Genomic DNA, 16,519 nt, shown 5'->3' with positions numbered 1-16,519 from the left:
GGCCGCCCTCACCCTGCCTCGCCGGGGCGGACCACCTTGGCCTGCACCTCGATCCGTCCGCCGTGCTCGAAGTGCAGTGTGAACGGCACATATGTGCCCGACACCCACTCCGGATCGGCCCGCAGTGTGACGTCCAGTCCGAACGGGGACATGGCGAGGCTGCCGCCGGCCGGGACGCCGGCGGATTCCACCGTCCGCGCGGACGCCGCGTTGTCACCGGCCATGCGGTGCCGGCTGAGCGTCGCCTCACCACGGACCGCGGACGACGTCACCTTCAGCAGCCGGTCGTCCGAGCCGCCGGAATTGACGACCCGGAAGAACGCCGCGGTGTCCCGGGCCTCTCCGTACGGCAGGAAGACCCGTCCGTCGGTGACCGTGATCCGTGCGGGGCTGCCCGCGTTGCCCGCGCCGACCCAGGTGGTCAGGCCGCCCAGGGCGACGCCGCACGCGGCGATCGGGGCGAGCGCGGCGAGCAGGCCGTCGGTGATCCGGCGGCGGGTCGGGCGCCAGGCCCGGGGTTCGGCCGGTCGGGCGGCCGTGGACACGGTCATCGGGTACGTCCTCCTGCGACGACGGGCGTGCGACCCCGCGCTCCGGCCCGGCCACGTGCTCCGGCTCGCTCACGGCGCCGGCGCGCCGCCGGTTGCCAGGCCCGCAGCCGGAGGCTGTTGCCCACCACGAGCAGCGAACTCGCCGACATGGCCACGGCGGCGACCATGGGGTTGAGCAGGCCGACCATGGCGAGCGGCACGGTGATGAGGTTGTAGCCGAAGGCCCACAGCAGGTTGGCGCGGATCGTGCCGAGCGTGCGTCGGGCGAGGCGGACCGCGTCGCCGAGGGCTTCGATGTCACCGCGCACCAGGGTGACGTCGGCGGCCCCGATCGCCGCGTCCGTGCCGGTGCCCATGGCGATGCCGAGGTCGGCGCCGGCCAGCGCCGCCGCGTCGTTTGACTCCGTCGCCGACGACCGCGACCCGGCGGCCCTCGGCGCGCAGCTGCCGTACGAGGTCGGCCTTGTCCTCGGGTGTGCGGCGCGCGTGCACCTCCTCGATGCCGAGGGCGCAGGCGACGGCGCGGGCCGGGCCCTCGCGGTCGCCGGTGGCGAGCACCGGGTGCACACCGAGACGCCGCAGCCGGTCAACGGCTCGGTAGCTGCCGGGCCGTACGACGTCCCCGATCTCGACCAGCGCTTCGGCGGCGCCGTCGACGTGGACGACGACGGGCGTGTGCGCTGCGGCCTCCACCACCGGGAGGGCGTCCGCCAGCACCGCGGGCAACCCCTCGTCCGGCGCGAGCACCTCGACCGAGCGCCCCTCGACGAGGCCGCGCACGCCCCGGCCGGGCTCGGCGCGGAAGTCCCGTACCCCGGGCAGCACGTCCCCTTGCGGCAGCGCCCTGCGGGCATGGGCGACGACGGCGCGGCCCAGCGGATGTTCCGAGCCCTGCTCCACGGCACCGGCCAGCCGCAGCACGATGTCCTCGCCGAGCCCGCCGGGTACGGCCCTGACGCGGGCGACGGTCATGTGCCCGGAGGTGAGGGTGCCCGTCTTGTCGAGGACGACGGTGTCGACGTGCTGGAGCCCCTCCAGCGCCTGCGGGCCCCGGATCAGGACGCCGAGCTGCGCACCTCGTCCGGTGGCCGCCATCAGCGCGGTCGGGGTCGCCAGGCCCAGCGCGCAGGGACACGCCACCACCAGGACGGCCACGCACGCGGTGATCGCCGTCTGCGGGTCGGCCCCGGCCCCGAGCCAGAACCCGAGCACGGTGACGGCGAGCGCCAGCACCGCGGGCACGAACACCCCGGCGACCGCGTCGGCCAGCCGCTGCGCACGCGCCTTGCCGGCCTGGGCGTCCGTCACCAGGCGGGTGATCCGCGCCAGTTGGGTGTCCGCGCCCACGGCGGTGGCCCGCACCAGCAGCATCCCGCCCGCGTTGACGGCACCGCCCACCACCGGTGAGCCGGGCCCGACCTCGACGGGCTCGCTCTCCCCGGTGACGAGCGACAGGTCCACGGCGGAGTTGCCCTCGCTCACCTCACCGTCCGTCGCGACCCGCTCCCCGGGGCGTACGACGAAGATCTGCCCGCCCCTCAACTCCGCTATGGCAACGAGGCGTTCGGTGCCGCCCTCCCGTACCGACACCTCTTTGGCGGCGAGCCGGGCGAGCGAACGCAGCGCCGCGCCGGTGCCGTGGCGTGCCCGTGCCTCCAGGAACCGGCCGGCGAGCACGAACAGGGGGACGCCGACCGCCGCTTCGAGGTAGACGTGCGCGACGCCGTCCGCGGCCGAGGGCAGCAGGCTGAACGGCATCCGCATCCCCGGCGCGCCCGCGCCGCCGAAGAACAGGGCGTACGCCGACCAGGCGAAGGACGCCACGACGCCGAGGGAGACCAGCGTGTCCATCGTCGCCGTCGAGTGGCGCAGCCCGCGCAGGGCCCGCACATGGAAGGGCCAGGCGCTCCAGAGGGCGACCGGTGCGGACAGTACGAAACAGAGCCACTGCCAGTTGCGGAACTGCCAGGCGGGCACCATCGACAGCACGAGCACCGGAACCGCGAGCAGCGCGGTGACCAGCAGCCGCTCCCGTTCCGACCGGACGTCCTCGGACGTGCCTCCGCCCCCGCGCCCCGCGTCAGCCCCGTCTCCCGGCGCGTCCGGGCGCCGGCGGGCCTTCGGCGGCTCGGGCAGGGCGGCCGTGTACCCGGCCTGTTCGACGGTCGCCACGAGTTCCCCGGGGCGGACGTGCGGGGGATGGCTCACCCGGGCACGCCCGGTGGCCAGATTGACGGTCGCCGTCACGCCATCCAGCCTGGCCAGCTTCCTCTCCACCCGCCGCACACAGGCCGCGCAGGTCATCCCGCCGACGGCCAGGTCCGTGGTGGCCATCGGCGGTGCCGGTTCGGTGGCCATCAACCGCCGCTCCCGTGCCGCATGTCCGTGCCGCCCATGTTCCCCATGTCTCCCCTGTCGCCGTTGTCCTCCTGGTCCGAGCCGCCGCTGCCGCTCGTCCCGGGTCCGTGCATGCCGGGCGCGACGGGCCCGGATGCTGCTCCGACGGCGTACGACGCCGTGAAGATCAGGGCGAGCAGCAGCACAAACCCGCAGAGGGCGGGCGGTGGCGCGAGTGCGCGCAGCGCCGCGCCACCGCCGCGAGCGGACTGCTGGGGTTGTTTCATCACCGGCCTCCTGATGTGCGTACCGCTACAGGAGTCGGGCCCCGGGGACGGGCAGTTCCCGGACCCGGTCCGCCGATTCGGGCACCTTGAACAGCTGCCGCCTTGAACAGCATCACCCCGAACGGCTGCCCCCTGAACGGCTGACGCCGTAGCGGTGCCGGAGGCACGAGGCGACGACCACGAACGGCCACAGCGACTGGATGGAGGTCACCAGGCGTTCGGCGACACCCGCGGCGCCGTCGTTGTGCATCTCGATCAGGAACCAGAGGGCGCTGACGAGCATGAGGAGAGTCGCCGCGGTGGAGGGCACGAGTCTGAGCCCCCAGGGTCCGGCGCCCCGGCGATCGGCGGCCAGCACCGGCCACATGGCGAGGAGGGCGAAGCCGACCCCGGCTACCGCGCCGTGGCGCAGGGACCCTCCGCTGCTCGGCGGCGGGAGCGCGGCCACCACGAACGCCGCCACTCCCCCGGCGCCCAGCGCCACCCGCCCCGGGAGCGCGGCGGCCCGCAGCCCGAGCGCGGTGATCAGATGGCAGACGCCCAGGACGGCGAGCGCCGAGGTCATCACCCAGAATCCGGCGGCGTCGTAGGCCGCCAGGACGCTGATCGTCTGGGTGACGGGGTCGTAGGCGGGGCCTTCCAGCCGCGCCGCGATCAGCCATCCACCGATCAGTACGACAGGCGCGCAGCCCGACGAAAGCAGCGCCCATCCAGGCACATGTCGCATCAAAACACCGTAGAACGACTGAATCGGTTGACCCGTCAGCTACACGCAGACGACCGGCGCCACGGACGACACGCCGTCAGGTCACCGTGGGCACCGGGGCATCGGCGCGGGCCGACCGGAACCGAACGGCTCTGCGACGGCCGTACGGATCACCTGCAAACGCCAGGCCACGCCACCCCTTCCGGCGCATAGAAATATCCACCAGCATGAAGGGCCCTGAGCGGAACGGCGGAGCCGAGAGTGCGGGGAGTGGGACATGCAGCGCGCCATGGGGAAGCAGGCTGTGGAGTGGCTCGCGGCGGCCGCGGCGGATCCTCGGTCGTGTCTACGGCAGTGGGATCAGGGCGCGGACGCGGTGCTGTTGGAGGCCGGACGCGTCTGGGACGTGCTGAGCGTCCCCGAGCGCCTCGGCCTGGCCGCCCTGGATCTCCTCAGACGCATGCGGCCGCGGTCGTCCGGCCCGGTCCTGATGAACTGCGGGGCACGCAGGGTCGGCTTCTTCATCCCGCCCGCCGGCGCCACCGGGTGGGCCGGGATCGGCGTCCGCCACGCCGGCCGTGGCTCCTGGGTCGCAGTGCCACCGCCGTACCACCGCGGCGGCTGGCGGATGGAGTGGGTCCTGCCGCCCGACGGGACCGGCGCCTTGTACGACCCGGACGCCGTGCGGCAGGCGCTGCGCGAGGCCGGAGGCGCGCTCGCCGTCCCGATGGACGTCAGTCGCCCATGAGCGGATCGGCCACACCGACGCGTCCACCACCGCCGCCGCTCTCCCACACGAACAACGGCCCGGGAAGGCCCCGGGGAACGACGATCGCGGGAACCCGCTCGGGCGGCGGGCCCGGCGGCCCGTCCGCACCAGGGCCCCGCCCGGACTCGACGGAGCCGCCCACGGACTCGGGGGCGTCCCGCCCGGCCGCCCCGGCGTGGCGCTCGCCCGCCCGGGCCGGTCCGTGGTCCGCCGGGCCGGCCCCGAGGGCCGGGGTCAGCCCGCTGCACGGGCCGACGGCCCAGGAGGTACCGGTCTGCCCTCGGCCGCCCGCGGCCACGAGAAGGTCCCACGACATGTCACGGCGCCCGGGAACGGTGCGCCCCTTGGCGCGCCACTCAGCGACCAGCGCCGCGTAGATCGACGGCTGGCCCCGGACGCCGGTGGCCGGTACGACGTACGACTTGGGTGCGCCGTCGCCGCCGAGGACGCGCCGCGTCGAATCAGTGCTGTCCATGCCGGAGCAACGCCGAGGCGTGCGCCGGTGGTACGCCGGACGCCTCCGCCACCACCCAGTCGAGTGAGGACATGACCCGTATGGAGTCATCAGTGCCCGAGGAGCACCGCCCGCCCTCGAACAGAACAGGAGCCGCCCCCGTGGAGCGGAACGACAGCGAGGACACCGTCGACTGTCCGTGGTGCGACGCCCTGCGGGAGGCGAGCCTGCCACCCGCCGCGCCGCCGTCCAAGCCGCCGGGACGGCGACACGACCCGTACGTCTCCGGCATGCAGTACGACGGCGACGACTGGTGAGCCACGGCGCTCAGGTGCCCTGACCGTCTGCGCCCGGGACGCGACCGTGCAGTTGGGCAGCGAGTACGGCGACGTCGTCCTCGGCATGCCGGGCGTCGAGCCGGGCGAGCACGGTGTCGATGACGTCCTCGACGCCCGGGGCGGCCGCGAAGCCGACGCCGGCCAGCCGGTCCAGTGAGTGGTCGATGTCCTCGCCGCGGTGCTCGACGAGGCCGTCGGTGAACAGCACCAGCGTCTGGGTCGGGTCCAGCCGGTAGGTGGCGGGTTCGTAGCCGCCGAGGCCCGTGCCCAGCGGCGGGCCGACCGGCACCGGCAGCAGTGAGGTGCGGCCCTGCCCGTCGATCACGGCCGGGGGCAGGTGTCCGGCGCTGGCCAGGGTGACCTGGCCCCGGTTGGGGTCGACACGGGCGATCAGACAGGTGGCCGGCCGGCGGTCGGGCTCCGCGGAGGCGCTGTCGTCGAGTTGGCGCAGCACGCGGTGCGGGGGCAGGTCGGCGGAGGCGATGTAGCGCAGCGACGAGCGGTACGCGGTCATGTCCACGGCAGCCTCCAGGCCGTGCCCCATGACGTCGCCGACGACGAGCAGCGTTCGCCCGAAGTGCAGCCGGACGGTCTCGCACCAGTCGCCGCCGACCAGGGCGCTCTGCCCGACGGGCAGGTAGCGGATGGCGACGTCCAGGTTGGGGTGCGGACGGCCGGGCTCGGCGAGCAGGGCACGCTGGAGGTCGCCGACGATGCCGCTGACCCGCTCGTGCTCGCGGGCGTGCCGGATGTGGGAGGCGGCGCGTTCGGCGAGCAGGCCGAGGAGCTCGGCCTCCGCCGGGGTGAACGGTGCCCGCTCGCGGGCGCAGACCAGCCCGCCGTAGGGGTGTCCGTCGGTGGTCAGGGGAACGCAGAGCGCCGGTCGGGCACGGCCGGCCGAGGCGTACGGGATCGCGGACGCCGCCTCCTGCAGGGCACTCGCCTCCCGCGCCGCGGCCAGGGCCCACGGGACGCCGGGCAGCAGCGCCGGATCGCCCTTGACGGCCTCGTACCGGGCCCCGGCCTCGCCGCCGGCCCACAGCACGGCCGCCGTGCCGCCGACCTGCCGGACCGCCTCGCCGGTCAGTTCCGCGCAGGTCCTGCCCTCGTCCAGGGTGGTGCCGATCCTGGCCAGCGCGGTGCGCAGCGCGGCGAGCCGGGTCGGCATGACCGCTTCCCGCTCGGGTACGCCGCCGGACGCGGCGGGCCGCAACCTCGGCGGTCTATGAAACGACTGGAACCAGCGCGCCACACGAACACCCTAGAACGGTGACGAATATTCACATGTCACGCACAGACCGCCCGGCCCCCGGCACGCGCCCCGCTGAGTCGCCGCACGGGACGCGCACACGGACAGCAAACGGGCGGTGACCTGGTGGGAGTGGGCGGGCGCCGGGCGGTCCCGGCGTGCTCGACCGGCTCCGGCGTACTCCGACGGCATGGGGGCGCACGCCCTGCTGCCTGCCTGTTTGGCGCGCGGGCGCTCGCCCCATACGGGGAATTGAGCTCCCGCTGTATGGCCGCGACACCCGCCACCCGGTGCACTAGGGCATCAACCGGGCGTCGGCGCACCACAGGGAGGCTCCTCATGGCACTCACGCAGTGGACGAATTCGATGGAATGGCTGGCCGCGGCGTCGGAGGACCCGGGCGCCTGCAAGCAGGAGTGGCAGAACGGCAGCACCGGGGTCGCGCTGCTGGAGGCCGGACGGTTCTGGGACGTGCTGATCGTGCCGGAGCAGCTGGGGCTGCGGGTCGCCGACCTGCTGGAGGAGCTGCCGTTGCTCGAACCCGGCCCCTGTCTGCTGGACGCCCGGCGCCGCCATGTGGGCTTCCTGCTGCCCCCGGAGCCGCAGACCGTGTGGATCGGCACGGGGGTGCGGCTGCTGGGCGCCGGGACCTGGATCGCCGCCCCGGCCCCGCACTGCCGCTGGGGCGCCCTGCGCTGGCTCGTCCCACCGGACGGCACCGGCACCCTCAGCATGCCGGAAGTCCTGGAGGTGGCCCTGCAACGCTGCGCGGGCGAACTCTCCCGCCTCCAAGGCCGCTGCGCACCCGCCGCGCACGGCCATACGACTCCGGCCGAGCGGCCGGTCGAGGGTACGCAGCTGGTGCGTCAGGGCGCGCCGGGGGGACACGTACGGCCGTGACGGTCCGGCACCGCCGGCGAGGTACGAGGGCGCGGGCCCGACCGGCAAGGACGGGTTCAACGGCGCCTGCACACGGCAGCAGCGGCTGCGTTGGCCGCCACGCACCACGAGTCAGCAGGGGCCGTGCGCTGACCGGGAAGGGGAGTCCCCGGGATCTCCCTCCGACAGCCGTGACCATGCGCGCGCTCCTCGGCAGCCTCGCAGTCCTTCGTCGTGTCGGCCCGCCTCGGCACGGGACTCGATGTCCTCGATGCCGGTCGGGCGGCCGGCCCTGGTCCACCGTACGTACAAGCCGCCGGCGATGAGCACGGTCGCCGCGAGGGACAGTACGGGCCAGCCGCGCATCAGGTTGACCATCAGGGTGAAGGCGACGGCCGTCGCCGCCAGGGAGTTGGCCCAGGCCAGCCCCTTCTTGCCCTCCCTGCGGACGAAGTGGGCCATGGCCACCAGTCCGACCAGGAAGCTGACGAGGACGGCGACCGCGCGGAAGAGCACGAGCTCCTGTTCCTCGCCTGCGGCCGCGACGAGGATGGGCGCCGCGGCGGCGACGTGGACGACGACGGACCAGTACGGCGTGTGATGGCGGTTCACCCTGCTCAGCACCGGGGGCCTCGCCCGCTCACCCGCGGCGGTGCGCCTTTGACGGCCTGCCTGGACACGGTCATGTGAGGGACCTTTCACAGCGAGCTCTTCCACGGCAACGCCGTCCAGGCTCGCGGACGACGGGCCGGCAGAACATCAGAGCCGTGCAGGGGGAGTGCCAAGAAAGCATCAAGTCCTCGGCAGCCGTGCCGTTACAGGCCACTTCCATTTTTATGTGTTCACTACTATCTGAACGTTCGATACGATCGATCCATGCAGATCCAAGTGGGCGCGCTGTCTGTCGAGCCCTGGCTCGTCTTCGCCGTCGCTCTTCTCGCCGTGGCCTGTGACGCGCTGCTGCCCTTTCTGCCAAGCGGCAGCCTCGTGATCGCGGCCGCACTCGTGGCTCAAGGACACGGCACGGCACTGGTCGCCCTGGTACTCGCCGTCGCGGCCGCCTCGTACGTCGGCGACCTCCTGCTGCTCGCGCTCGTCGGCCGCGGCTCCGCCCGCGCCGACGCGCTCTCCCGGCACGGGACCGTGGCCTCGACCACGCGTTGGCTGCGGTGCGGCCTGGCCGAGAGGCCGGCGTCCGCCACGGTGGCCGCGCGTTTCGTACCCGCCGGACGCACCGTCCTCGGCCTGGCGCTGGGCAGCGATGCGGAACGGCGGGCGCGCTATCTGAGGTGGTCGGCCGTGGGCGGCCTGATCTGGGCCTGCTACCTGGTGGGGCTCGGTGTTCTCAACGGCCTCTGGTTCGAGACCAGTTGGCTCGGCTTCGCGGTGTCGGCGGCCGCGGCGGTCGCCCTCAGCGCCTGCCTGACGCGGGCCATGCGCCGCGGCGCCGCCAGGGTCAGCGGGGCGCGCACGAGCGGGACGGCGGCCGACCGCCGGCTCACTTCTCCATTTCCTCATTCCTTTCGGTCGACCACCAGGAACGAACGCCTTGACATCCCGCTCCACCGACTTTCGACCAAAGATTTGCCCGACTACTGCTCCGCGCCTTTCGACCCTCTGTCCGACGTCTTCTCCTGCTCCGACCATGCTGAGGAAGAGGAATTGAGGAGGGAGGAGGGGACGCGTGAAGAAGGTTCATTTCGACGGCACACATCGCGTCCGGCACCCGGAGGAGACCTGGGCGATCATCGACGGACTGCGGGGCCGGTTCGGCATCACGCGGGTCGCCGATGTCACCGGTCTGGACACCTTGGGCGTACCGGTCACGATGGCGGTACGCCCGGCGGCCAAGACCCTCACCGTCTCGCAGGGCACGGGCACGTCCTTACTGCTCGCGCGCGTTTCCGTCGTCATGGAGTCCATGGAGCTGTGGCATGCCGAATACGCGTGCCCCGACGCGGAGGCCAGGCGGACACCCGCCTGCGAACTGGATCTCCACTACGACGTACGGGATCTGCAACAGCCCGAGGGGAGCCTGCTGAGCGAACGGACTCCGCTGGACTGGGTCGTCGGCTCCGACGCCGTCACCGGCGCGAAGACACTGGTGCCGCGCTCGTACGTGACGGTCGACCACCAGGTCTCGGATTCCTGGCAGCCGCCCCTCCTGCATGGCTCGACCAACGGACTGGCCAGTGGCAACAGCTACGACGAAGCAGTCACGCACGCTCTGTACGAGGTGATCGAGCACGACTGTACGGCGGCGGTCGGCTCAGTTCCGGTCGCCGAGCGCAGGCATGTGGATCCGTCAAGCGTGGACGACCCGGTGTGCGCTGCCGTATTCGAGCGGATCGCCGAGGCGGGCGCCTGGATCGAGATCGTGGACGTGCCCAACCGCTGGGGCCTGCCGTGCTTCGTGACGTACGTCTGGTCGGAGGACCACCCGGCCCTGGCCGTCGGTTCCGGGGTACACGGCTCGCCGGCCGTGGCACTGAGCCGGGCCGTCACCGAGTCGGTGCAGAGCAGGCTGACCGCGATCGCGGGCACCCGCGACGATCTGGCAGCCGTCCCGTTCACGAACGGATCCGGCGTAGCCGGGCGTCCGCCTGTCACTGAGGGAGAGATCGTCTCGTGGCGTGAGGTGTCCGCGACCGGCGGCGAGTTCACCGAGGACACGGACGAGATGCACTGGCTTTCGGAAGAGGTGCGTCGGCTGAGCGGGCATCCCCCTGTGGTCGTCGATCTGAGCACCGAGAGCGAGTTCAGCGTCGTCAAAGTCGTCACTCCGGGCCTGGAGTTCGACGGCCGTCATGGGATTCCCCGTCCTCTCGGCACACCGACGTCTCCCGGCCTCCACGAGGGGGTCTCATGACAACGCATGTGTTCATCGGCCCTACGCTGTCCGCCCAGGAGGCTCTGGCCGCCGTTCCCGGAGCCGTGGTGCACGGCCCGGTGCGGCACGGAGACCTTCTCTCCCTGGACGCCGGCGCGGACGACAACGTGGTGATCATCGACGGAGTTCTCCACCCGACCGCGCCGGTACGGCACAAGGAGATCACCGACGCACTCGCCGCAGGTGCGCGGGTCATCGGAGCGGCCGGCATGGGCGCCCTGCGTGCGGCCGAGTTGTGGCCGTACGGCATGGAGGGCGTGGGCCTCGTCTTCGGCATGTACGCGCAGGGGATCCTGGACGCCGACGACGAGGTGACGGCCGGGCATCCGCCGTCCGGCGACCACCGGCAGCCGACCGTTCCACTGGTCAACATACGGTGGACGGTGTCGAGCGCGGTCGCCGAGGAGGTCCTGTCCGCAGAGCTCGGCTCGCAGTTGCTGGAGACGGCACGGTCACTGCACTGCGCGGAGCGTACGTGGCGGGCGATCGAGCACGCGGCGAGGCGGCTGTCTCCCCAAGCGGCCGAAGCGGCGGTGGCGTTAGGGGAATTCGCGGAGCGCCATCCGGAGTCCTCGGACCTGAAGCGACGGGACGCGCTCCTGGCACTGGCGCATTCTTCGGCTCCGCGCCTGCCGTCCGCTCCGTCGGCCGGGGCCACTCCGGCCTGGATGGTGCCGCGCACGATGTACCTGGAGCGGTGGCGCGGTGCGTTCCGTCCCGCGGTGCGCGATGCCGGCCCCGGATCCGTCGCCGAGCTCGACGTCCTGCGTTTCCAGCAGTTGTACGCGCCGGACTTCGCGATCCGCTACCGGCGCTTCGCCCTGGCCCGTATCGCGGGTGCTCTCGCGATGTCCCAGGACCGCGGCCTCGTTCACGCCGCTCTCAAGGCGGCGGCCGAGCGCGGCGTCACCGCGGCGAAGGTGCCACAGGCGGCATGGGCGTACTGGCTGACACCCGATGAACTGCGCGAGACCAGTGCCGAACGCCGTCTCCTGAAACTGCTGGTGCGCTCGTTCCGGAGTTCCCCCGGAGCGGCGCCGTTCCACGACGCTCCCGCGGAACTGCGCGATTCGGCAGCCGCTTGGAGGTCGAGCGCCGAGGCCGTGACCGCCGCGGACCGGCTCAACCGGCAGATGGCACGCACTGGTGAGCGCGGCACACCACAGCACCTCCCGCGGGCCGTGGTACGGCGGCATCTTGCGGACACCTGGCGTGCGCAAGGGACGCCTGAGCTGGAGGCGGTGGCTCGTGACCGGGGATTCGTGTCCCTGGCGGAGGCCGAGGGTTCCGCGCGGAGGTTCGTGCTGCTGCACCGCGCAAGGCGGTGACGGCCTGGCCCGCCGGCAGGGTGATGCCCCGTCCTTGTGACGGGGCGTCACCGTTCCCGGACCGGCGAGGCGGTCAGGACCGTTGAGCCCTGCTCTGGGCTCCCTGCTCGTCTTCCCAGCGCTTCCACAGCAGCGGCATCTCCCTGGCCAGCCACGCATAGAAGTCGTGCATAGTCCGCAGCCGTTCCTTGCGCTGCTCCGGAGCGCCTTCCAGAATTCTCAGACCCTGTTCGGTGATGTCGACGAAGGACTGGTAATGCTCGGCCTGACTCTTGGCCAGGGCCGGCCACACACCTTCTTTGATCCGGTAGTAGTCGCGGCGCTCGCCGGGCCGTGAGATCTTCTCCACCATGCCGCTCGGCACCAGGAAGCGGGTCGCGGCGCTGACGGACCCCTTGCTGGCCTGAAGCACTTCGCCCAGGTCGCCGGCCGTCTGCTCCGCGGGGTCGCAGATCAGCAGCCAGGCGAGAACCCTTCCGGCCATGCGGAACAGCCCTTGCCGCTCAAGGCTGATCGCGGCTTCCTCCACGAAGGCAAGCTCTTCCTCGGTGGCAGCGGCCCCGCGCCGTACACTCTGTTCCATTTGTTCAGGATACACCGAACATAGAGAACCTGCCGATCCAGCGCGCACCTCCCCCTCTCCCCTCCCCGCTTCCGCACGCAAGGCTGCAGAGTCCGTACAGAATTTTGCCTTTTGTCTGTCATTGCACTGATATCCGCCTTGCGTTGGCGTTCGTACCGTCATGGCGAGTGCAGCAGACCGTCATCCCCGACACAAAGGATCCTCATGCCTCGCCTGCCTGCCCTGTTCGCCGCCCTGCCCCCGAGCGTCCTGGCCAAGCGGCTGGGCACCTACCTGGCCGGCTGCGTGGTGTTCGCCGCCGGGGCCACCCTCTTCATCCACTCCGATCTCGGCACCGATCCGCTCGACGTCCTCGCGCTGGGCCTCAAGGAGCACATGCCGATCACCATCGGCGTCGCCCAGGCGGCGATCGCCGCGGTGTGCATCGCAGTGTGGTCCCTGTGGAACCGGCGACGCCCGGTCGTGGCACCGTTCGTCACGTTCTTCCTCTGCGGCAGCCTGATCGACCTGATGCTCCTGGCCGACCTGTCGTGGATGGCGAGCGTTCCGTCCCTCACGGCGGCGGTCCTGCTGTGCGCGTACGGCTCGGCACTGATCATCATGAGCGGTGTCGGCATACGCGCCATGGACCTCATCGTCATCACCATGACCCACCGCTGGAAGTGGCCGTTCTGGCTCGCCAAGGCCGGGATCGAGGCGGTACTGCTCGGGCTCGGATGCCTCCTCGGAGGCCCCGTCGGCGTCGGGACGCTGTGCTTCCTGGTGTTCGTCGACGGCCTGATCCAGCCCTTCATGGCGCTCAATCGGCGGGTCCTGCGCCTGACCAACCACGGCCTGGCGGAGGCACCTGCGCCTCCCGGACAGGTACGCGTCTCAGCCTGACCTGCGGGGTCCGGCACCGGGAGCCTCAGCCCCGGTCCGGCCCCGTGGCCAGTCCCCTCCCGGCGGTCGGTCGGATGGCCGGCAGGGGTACGAGTACTCCGAACGCCACGAGGACAGTGCGGCCGGGGCGTCCGGCCACAGGGTGCCACGACAAATGTCCGAGAGCCCTCGGCCAGAACTCCGCAATCATGGCCACCGAAAAGCGTAAAGCGGAATGTAAGGCGAGTGAAAGCGCAGCCTAAAGGAATCGCGGATGGCCAGGTCAGAGCACCAACAGGCATCAAGAAAAGAGAAGTCGACACCCCGCACGGAATCGAAAGCGGACCGCTCTTCGAAAGCTTGACCGGTAAATCGGCACACCAATACTTGAGGGCATGACCGAAAAGATTGAGGGCGCCATATCCGAGCGCTCCACCCTCACCGAGGCAGAGAAGTCCTTCGTCCACAAGATCGCCGAGCACTACCACATCACCGACGGGATGGAGTGGGAGCGCGGCTACGTCATCGGCTGGATGATCATCAGCTACCCGGCGAAGCAGAGTGCCAACGAGATCGCCAAGGCGCTGGACATCCCCCGCGAGCCGGTGGACTGGATCGCCGACCTGCTCACCCCGCCGGGCGTGTACACCCGCGAGGAGATCCCCGGTACCGACGACTACTCCATCACCCTCAACGACGGCGCCTGGCCGAACGCCGTGGAGCACTCCTTCCGCCGGATCCCCGAGTTCCACGCGGCCGTTCAGCACGGCCTCGAGGTGCTCAAGGACCAGCCGGAGGAGCGGATCGAGCGCCTGAAGCGCATGGAGTACCTCTACGGAGTCATCTCGCGCAAGCTCGAGGGCGTCTTCGACGTCTTCGAGGAGCACCGCAACTCCGCGGCCGTCTGAACCGGCCCGTCCTTCCGCCCGGCGTCCCTGGGCGTGCCCAGGGACGCCCCGTCCACCGCCGGCCACCACCTTCAGGGCGACGGCCGCGTGCCGAGTCCGGAGAGCACCGAGGGACCATGACCAGGGAACCCCACGTCACGTTGAGCAGAACCGACGTGCACCTGTGGATCGAGTCCTCCGCAGGTCCGGACGGCGAGCCCCGCAATCTGCGCGAGCACGAATCGGTTCTCTCCCCCGAGGAGCGCAACCGGGCCGATCAGTTCTACTTCGCGCGCGACCGCGCCCAGTTCGTGATGGCGCGCTCCCTGCTGCGGCGCTGTCTCTCCGAGTACGTCGACATCGAACCGGCCGAGTGGGAGTTCGAGTTCAACCGGTTCGGCAAGCCGGCCGTCCACCACCGGCTGGGCGTCGATCTCGACTTCAACCTGTCGCACTCACGCGGGATGTGCCTGCTCGGCATCACGAGGGAACGTCCCATCGGAGTGGACGTGGAGAAGCGTGACGCGCGCATCTCGCTCCCCGACCTGATCCACCAGGTGATGTCCGAACCCGAGATCGAGGAACTGCGCCGGCTGCCCGCGCGTGCCTGGAAGAGCCGTTTCCTCGACGTGTGGGTGTTCAAGGAGGCGTACGCCAAGGCGCGCGGCCAGGGCATCTCGCTGCCGTTGCGGGACATCTCCTTCCTCTTCCCGGACGGCCGTACCCCGCAGCTGGTCCTCAAGCCCTCGCTCGCGGACCGGCCCGACCACTGGCTCTACGACTTCGTCAAGGTTCCGGTCGACTTCCATGCCGCCGTGTGCATCGGCCGCCGCCGTGACGAGGAACTCCAGTTCGAGATGCGTGAGCCCGAGCCGCTGTAGTCACCGCGCACATCACCGTCCACCACGGCCTCCCCCGTACCCGGGTGGAAGCGCCGCCACCCACCCCTGTCCTGGAGGACTCCCGTGCACTCGCCCGACGGTACGTCAGGTACACGGGCCGCCGCCCCACGGTCCGGCATGCGGCCGGAAGATCTCGGCAGCGCCGACTTCCGCGCCGACCACGGCGTCGCATACGCGTACGCCTCGGGGTCGATGTACAAGGCCATCGCCTCCGTGGAGCTGGTGGTCCGGATGGGCCGGGCCGGGCTCCTGGGCTACTTCGGCGCCGGCGGTCTCACCGAAGGCGAGCTCGACGCGTCGCTCCGGCGCATCCGCGCGGAGCTCGGCCCCCACCGGCCCTTCGGCGTCAATCTGCTGGCCTCGAGGCCGGAGCGCGAGGACCGCACCATCGACACCTTTCTCGCGCACGGCGTACGGCGCGTGGAGGCTGCCTCGTTCGTGCAGGTCTCTGCGGGCCTCGTCCGCTTCCGCCTGACGGGCGCGCACCGCGCCCCCGACGGCACGGTCCGGACCCCGAACCACATCATGGCCAAGGTCTCGCGCCAGGAGGTGGCGGAGGCGTTCCTGTCCCCGCCACCCGCCACGCTCGTCCGGGACCTGGCCGCCGCCGGGCGTGTCACGCCCCAGGAGGCCGCGCTCGCGCAGTCCGTCGCCATGTGCGACGACCTGTGCGCCGAGGCCGACTCCGGCGGTCACACCGACCAGCGGCCGTTGACCGCCCTGCTGCCGGCCATCCTGACGCTGCGCGACCGGGCTGCGGCGGCCCACCCGGCGGCCGGGCGGGTCCGGATCGGAGCGGCGGGCGGCATCGGCACGCCCGAAGCCGCGGCCGCCGCGTTCGTCATGGGCGCCGACTTCGTCCTGACCGGCAGCATCAACCAGTGCACCGTGGAGGCGGGCACCTCGGACACCGCCAAGGACCTCCTTCAACAGGCCCAGGTGCAGGACACCGCGCTGGTACCGGCCGGCGACATGTTCGAGATGGGCACCAAGGCCCAGGTCCTGCGCCGAGGCCTGTTCTTCCCTGCCCGCGCCAACAAACTCTACGAACTGTGGCTGCGGCACGGGTCGCTGGACGAACTCGACCCGGACACCGCCGACCATGTGCAGCGCCGCATCCTCGGCCGCTCCTTCGAGGAGGTGTGGCAGGAGGTCAAGGCGCGCTATGCGAGCACCCGCCCGGCAGTCGTCGAACGCGCCGAAGAGGACCCCAAGCGACGGATGGCGCTGATCTTCACCTGGTACTTCGCCAGGGCCACCCGGGTCGCGCTGGAGGGCGATGCCGGCAGCCGGGTCGACTTCCAGATCCCGTGCGGCCCGGCGCTGGGCGCGCTCAACGAGCGGCTGCGCGGCACGCCCGGCGAGAACTGGCGTGACCGCCACCCGGACGACCTCGCCCGACTGATCATGACCGGCGCCGCGGAGCTGCTCTCCCGCGCCGCCCACCTCACCCCCACGTCCCGGCCCTTCGCCGCGGCCTAGTCCCTCGACGTCCCTT

General features: G+C 71.7%; 18 protein-coding genes and 1 pseudogene. 9 read left to right on the top strand and 10 right to left on the bottom strand.

Annotated features, from left to right (window positions below):
• Positions 1-8: 8 nt before the first annotated feature.
• The 4 genes and pseudogenes from AC3ETA_RS23895 to AC3ETA_RS23880 all read right to left on the bottom strand — a co-directional run bounded on the left by AC3ETA_RS23895 (position 9) and on the right by AC3ETA_RS23880 (position 3,902).
• Positions 9-551 carry a copper chaperone PCu(A)C gene (locus AC3ETA_RS23895; RefSeq protein WP_432194942.1) on the bottom strand — a complete coding sequence of 181 codons (543 nt, stop codon included), beginning with the start codon at positions 549-551 and terminating at the stop codon, positions 9-11.
• A pseudogene (locus AC3ETA_RS23890) lies at positions 548-2,909 on the bottom strand (heavy metal translocating P-type ATPase). The gene AC3ETA_RS23895 and the pseudogene AC3ETA_RS23890 overlap by 4 nt, the downstream one beginning before the upstream one ends.
• Positions 2,909-3,175, bottom strand: a complete 267-nt coding sequence (locus AC3ETA_RS23885) for a hypothetical protein (RefSeq protein WP_432194941.1) — start codon at positions 3,173-3,175, stop codon at positions 2,909-2,911. Before AC3ETA_RS23885 ends, AC3ETA_RS23890 begins: the two are co-directional and overlap by 1 nt.
• A gap of 112 nt (positions 3,176-3,287) precedes the next feature.
• Positions 3,288-3,902: a DUF998 domain-containing protein gene (locus tag AC3ETA_RS23880; protein ID WP_432194940.1), complete on the bottom strand. Its 615-nt coding sequence runs from the start codon at positions 3,900-3,902 to the stop codon at positions 3,288-3,290.
• Positions 3,903-4,158: 256 nt separating this feature from the next.
• Here AC3ETA_RS23880 and AC3ETA_RS23875 point away from each other — a divergent pair, with 256 nt between their 5' ends.
• Positions 4,159-4,629, top strand: a complete 471-nt coding sequence (locus tag AC3ETA_RS23875) for a bifunctional DNA primase/polymerase (RefSeq protein WP_432194939.1) — start codon at positions 4,159-4,161, stop codon at positions 4,627-4,629.
• On the opposite strand, the gene AC3ETA_RS23870 is transcribed toward AC3ETA_RS23875, so the two are convergent.
• Positions 4,616-5,125, bottom strand: coding sequence for a hypothetical protein (locus AC3ETA_RS23870; RefSeq protein WP_432194938.1), 510 nt, complete (start codon positions 5,123-5,125; stop codon positions 4,616-4,618). The genes AC3ETA_RS23875 and AC3ETA_RS23870 overlap by 14 nt on opposite strands.
• Before the next feature lie 140 nt (positions 5,126-5,265).
• Between AC3ETA_RS23870 and AC3ETA_RS23865 the strand changes: the two genes are divergently transcribed.
• On the top strand, positions 5,266-5,421 hold the full coding sequence (locus AC3ETA_RS23865; protein ID WP_432194937.1) for a hypothetical protein: 156 nt from the start codon (positions 5,266-5,268) through the stop codon (positions 5,419-5,421).
• Between the two features lie 10 nt (positions 5,422-5,431).
• Here the strand turns inward: AC3ETA_RS23865 and AC3ETA_RS23860 are convergent, their stop codons facing one another.
• Entirely contained in the window at positions 5,432-6,610 is a 1,179-nt protein-coding gene (locus tag AC3ETA_RS23860; RefSeq protein ID WP_432194936.1) for a PP2C family protein-serine/threonine phosphatase, read from the bottom strand.
• Positions 6,611-7,030: 420 nt separating this feature from the next.
• Between AC3ETA_RS23860 and AC3ETA_RS23855 the strand changes: the two genes are divergently transcribed.
• Positions 7,031-7,591: a hypothetical protein gene (locus AC3ETA_RS23855; protein WP_432194935.1), complete on the top strand. Its 561-nt coding sequence runs from the start codon at positions 7,031-7,033 to the stop codon at positions 7,589-7,591.
• Between the two features lie 111 nt (positions 7,592-7,702).
• On the opposite strand, the gene AC3ETA_RS23850 is transcribed toward AC3ETA_RS23855, so the two are convergent.
• The 3 genes from AC3ETA_RS23850 to AC3ETA_RS23840 form a co-directional block, all read right to left on the bottom strand.
• Positions 7,703-8,182, bottom strand: a complete 480-nt coding sequence (locus tag AC3ETA_RS23850) for a hypothetical protein (RefSeq protein ID WP_432194934.1) — start codon at positions 8,180-8,182, stop codon at positions 7,703-7,705.
• A 222-nt stretch (positions 8,183-8,404) separates the two neighbouring features.
• Entirely contained in the window at positions 8,405-8,707 is a 303-nt protein-coding gene (locus AC3ETA_RS23845) for a hypothetical protein (protein WP_432194933.1), read from the bottom strand.
• A 185-nt stretch (positions 8,708-8,892) separates the two neighbouring features.
• Positions 8,893-9,072, bottom strand: a complete 180-nt coding sequence (locus tag AC3ETA_RS23840; protein WP_432194932.1) for a hypothetical protein — start codon at positions 9,070-9,072, stop codon at positions 8,893-8,895.
• Between the two features lie 182 nt (positions 9,073-9,254).
• Between AC3ETA_RS23840 and AC3ETA_RS23835 the strand changes: the two genes are divergently transcribed.
• Both AC3ETA_RS23835 and AC3ETA_RS23830 read left to right on the top strand, forming a co-directional pair.
• Complete coding sequence (locus AC3ETA_RS23835) at positions 9,255-10,439, top strand: YcaO-like family protein (protein ID WP_432194931.1); 1,185 nt, start codon at positions 9,255-9,257, stop codon at positions 10,437-10,439.
• Positions 10,436-11,788: a TfuA-like protein gene (locus AC3ETA_RS23830; RefSeq protein ID WP_432194930.1), complete on the top strand. Its 1,353-nt coding sequence runs from the start codon at positions 10,436-10,438 to the stop codon at positions 11,786-11,788. The genes AC3ETA_RS23835 and AC3ETA_RS23830 overlap by 4 nt, the downstream gene beginning before the upstream one ends.
• A gap of 73 nt (positions 11,789-11,861) precedes the next feature.
• Here AC3ETA_RS23830 and AC3ETA_RS23825 read toward each other — a convergent pair whose 3' ends face one another.
• Positions 11,862-12,371: a GbsR/MarR family transcriptional regulator gene (locus AC3ETA_RS23825; RefSeq protein ID WP_432194929.1), complete on the bottom strand. Its 510-nt coding sequence runs from the start codon at positions 12,369-12,371 to the stop codon at positions 11,862-11,864.
• Positions 12,372-12,575: 204 nt separating this feature from the next.
• Between AC3ETA_RS23825 and AC3ETA_RS23820 the strand changes: the two genes are divergently transcribed.
• The 4 genes from AC3ETA_RS23820 to AC3ETA_RS23805 all read left to right on the top strand — a co-directional run bounded on the left by AC3ETA_RS23820 (position 12,576) and on the right by AC3ETA_RS23805 (position 16,503).
• Positions 12,576-13,253 (top strand): YczE/YyaS/YitT family protein, encoded by a 678-nt coding sequence (locus tag AC3ETA_RS23820; protein WP_432194928.1) that lies wholly within the window; start codon positions 12,576-12,578, stop codon positions 13,251-13,253.
• Positions 13,254-13,627: 374 nt separating this feature from the next.
• Positions 13,628-14,140, top strand: a complete 513-nt coding sequence (locus AC3ETA_RS23815) for a hypothetical protein (RefSeq protein WP_432194927.1) — start codon at positions 13,628-13,630, stop codon at positions 14,138-14,140.
• A gap of 116 nt (positions 14,141-14,256) precedes the next feature.
• A complete protein-coding gene (locus AC3ETA_RS23810) occupies positions 14,257-15,000 on the top strand; it encodes a 4'-phosphopantetheinyl transferase family protein (protein WP_432194926.1) in 744 nt (247 codons plus the stop codon).
• Between the two features lie 138 nt (positions 15,001-15,138).
• Positions 15,139-16,503 carry a PfaD family polyunsaturated fatty acid/polyketide biosynthesis protein gene (locus tag AC3ETA_RS23805; RefSeq protein WP_432194925.1) on the top strand — a complete coding sequence of 455 codons (1,365 nt, stop codon included), beginning with the start codon at positions 15,139-15,141 and terminating at the stop codon, positions 16,501-16,503.
• Positions 16,504-16,519 lie beyond the last annotated feature (16 nt).

It is taken from the genome of Streptomyces sp. bgisy027, assembly GCF_057710365.1.
The sequence above is the reverse complement of the archived record's forward strand: the minus strand, read 5'-3'. Positions and strand labels throughout refer to the sequence as shown.

What these genes read in the sequence shown, in the direction of transcription:
- AC3ETA_RS23805 (WP_432194925.1), top strand. Translation starts at nt 15,139, where the DNA reads ATGCGGCCGGAAGATCTCGGCAGCGCCGACTTCCGCGCCGACCACGGC.
- AC3ETA_RS23870 (WP_432194938.1), bottom strand. Translation starts at nt 5,125, where the DNA reads ATGGACAGCACTGATTCGACGCGGCGCGTCCTCGGCGGCGACGGCGCA.
- AC3ETA_RS23875 (WP_432194939.1), top strand. Translation starts at nt 4,159, where the DNA reads ATGCAGCGCGCCATGGGGAAGCAGGCTGTGGAGTGGCTCGCGGCGGCC.
- AC3ETA_RS23820 (WP_432194928.1), top strand. Translation starts at nt 12,576, where the DNA reads ATGCCTCGCCTGCCTGCCCTGTTCGCCGCCCTGCCCCCGAGCGTCCTG.
- AC3ETA_RS23895 (WP_432194942.1), bottom strand. Translation starts at nt 551, where the DNA reads ATGACCGTGTCCACGGCCGCCCGACCGGCCGAACCCCGGGCCTGGCGC.
- AC3ETA_RS23855 (WP_432194935.1), top strand. Translation starts at nt 7,031, where the DNA reads ATGGCACTCACGCAGTGGACGAATTCGATGGAATGGCTGGCCGCGGCG.
- AC3ETA_RS23880 (WP_432194940.1), bottom strand. Translation starts at nt 3,902, where the DNA reads ATGCGACATGTGCCTGGATGGGCGCTGCTTTCGTCGGGCTGCGCGCCT.
- AC3ETA_RS23860 (WP_432194936.1), bottom strand. Translation starts at nt 6,610, where the DNA reads ATGCCGACCCGGCTCGCCGCGCTGCGCACCGCGCTGGCCAGGATCGGC.
- AC3ETA_RS23815 (WP_432194927.1), top strand. Translation starts at nt 13,628, where the DNA reads ATGACCGAAAAGATTGAGGGCGCCATATCCGAGCGCTCCACCCTCACC.
- AC3ETA_RS23810 (WP_432194926.1), top strand. Translation starts at nt 14,257, where the DNA reads ATGACCAGGGAACCCCACGTCACGTTGAGCAGAACCGACGTGCACCTG.
- AC3ETA_RS23885 (WP_432194941.1), bottom strand. Translation starts at nt 3,175, where the DNA reads ATGAAACAACCCCAGCAGTCCGCTCGCGGCGGTGGCGCGGCGCTGCGC.
- AC3ETA_RS23825 (WP_432194929.1), bottom strand. Translation starts at nt 12,371, where the DNA reads ATGGAACAGAGTGTACGGCGCGGGGCCGCTGCCACCGAGGAAGAGCTT.
- AC3ETA_RS23830 (WP_432194930.1), top strand. Translation starts at nt 10,436, where the DNA reads ATGACAACGCATGTGTTCATCGGCCCTACGCTGTCCGCCCAGGAGGCT.